The sequence below is a fragment of the Mesorhizobium sp. M7A.F.Ca.CA.004.04.2.1 genome (assembly GCF_004022825.1).
Lineage (GTDB): Bacteria > Pseudomonadota > Alphaproteobacteria > Rhizobiales > Rhizobiaceae > Mesorhizobium.
On the sequence record NZ_RZPH01001303.1, the window covers coordinates 1 to 1377 of the forward strand.

Consider the following 1377-nt stretch of genomic DNA (forward strand, 5'->3'; position numbering starts at 1 on the left):
ATTCCAGGCAATCGCGTCGGCGCCGGCGCTGCTGGCGACGGCGTCGACCAGCCGGCCGGAATAGAGCGGCGTCAGCACATCGGCCAGCGTCGACAGCAGGAAGCTGCCCATGATGAGCGAGAGCCGCCAAGGCTGGCGCCGCCAATGGGTAAGCGTGAAGCCAAGAACGCTGCGAAAGGCGCTCGCGCGCAAATCGATCTTAAAACGAGCCATGATGTCATTCGGGCACAAACGAGCCCGATCCCAGTAAGTCGAAAATTGAAGAAGCCGCGCAAGGAGCCAATGAGTGCCCGGAAGCGGAGTGGCATATTTGGCGTATCGCCCAAATCGGGCGGCGATCGGCATCGGCATAAGCCTGTGCTCGGTCCGGCATCGGCACGAAGGGGAACCTTCGCGGAGCGCCGGATGAGACCTAGGCTTCGCGGCCTCGCATTACCATGTGAAATACTGCCATTCGGACCTCCCGCAAGACAATTGCGGAGGTGTCCTTATAGAGACGCTCCGATGCATCGCCAAGACGAGTTCACGCCAAAAGTGTATCTGGTCCAACCACTGCGATTATTTTGCAACAACGGAGCAAGCCGCGCGCCTCATTCAGGAATGCGATCCAAGCGCATGTAGCGGCCATCGGTCGATGGCTTGAACCCAAGCTTCTCATAGACGCCGTGTGCGTCGCTGGTCGACAGGCTCCAGTGGAAAACAGTCCTGACTTCAGGATGATCGATAAGGGCCTGGACGAGCCGGCTACCGATGCCTTGCCCGCGATGCCCGGGCCAGATGATGATGTCGGCGAGATAGGCGAACACCGTGCGGTCGGTGATCGCGCGGCCGAAGCCGACTTGCCTGCCGTCGACATAGGCGCCGACGCAAAGCGAATTGGCAAAGGCGCGGCGATGGACTTCATCAGTGCGTCCGGCGCCCCAATAGCTTGCCATCAACAGGTCCGATGTCGCGCGGAAATCGATCCGTGACATGTCGAAGCTGATTTCACAGTCGGGCATGGCTTTACCGTCCAAATGACATTTGTTTCGCGACTATCCCCTTCGAACATGTGACTTGAAAGTGGTCGAGTCGATCCCCATTTCCGCGCTGGACGGGAAACCGTCTATCAGGGTGTAGCGCAGTTGGTAGCGCACTCGTCTAAGAAGCGAGGGGTCGTCGGTTCGAGCCCGACCATCCCCGCCTCTTGCTTGGCAATTCCAATAAGATAAGGTGACTGCCTAAGAACAAAGGGGCGGGGCAAAGTAAAATGGCAAAAGCAGCAAGTGCGACAAGGCCGGCAAAGCCGCCGACAAGGCCGGCAAAGGCGACCAGACTATCGGATGAGATAGAGGGGGCCGTTGAAGTTGCGGCAGCAGACGTTACGCACCTCAATAC

1 protein-coding gene, 1 tRNA gene and 1 pseudogene are annotated in these 1377 nt (G+C 58.8%); 1 reads left to right on the plus strand and 2 read right to left on the minus strand.

Going from position 1 to position 1377, the window contains the following annotated elements:
* Both EN893_RS34060 and EN893_RS34065 read right to left on the minus strand, forming a co-directional pair.
* Window positions 1-213 (minus strand): annotated as a pseudogene (locus EN893_RS34060) (ABC transporter ATP-binding protein); the annotation flags it as partial.
* A 377-nt stretch (window positions 214-590) separates the two neighbouring features.
* A complete protein-coding gene (locus tag EN893_RS34065) occupies window positions 591-1001 on the minus strand; it encodes a GNAT family N-acetyltransferase (RefSeq protein WP_127268639.1) in 411 nt (136 codons plus the stop codon).
* 110 nt (window positions 1002-1111) lie between these two features.
* Between EN893_RS34065 and EN893_RS34070 the strand changes: the two genes are divergently transcribed.
* Window positions 1112-1182 (plus strand) — tRNA-Leu (locus EN893_RS34070).
* Window positions 1183-1377: the final 195 nt, after the last annotated feature.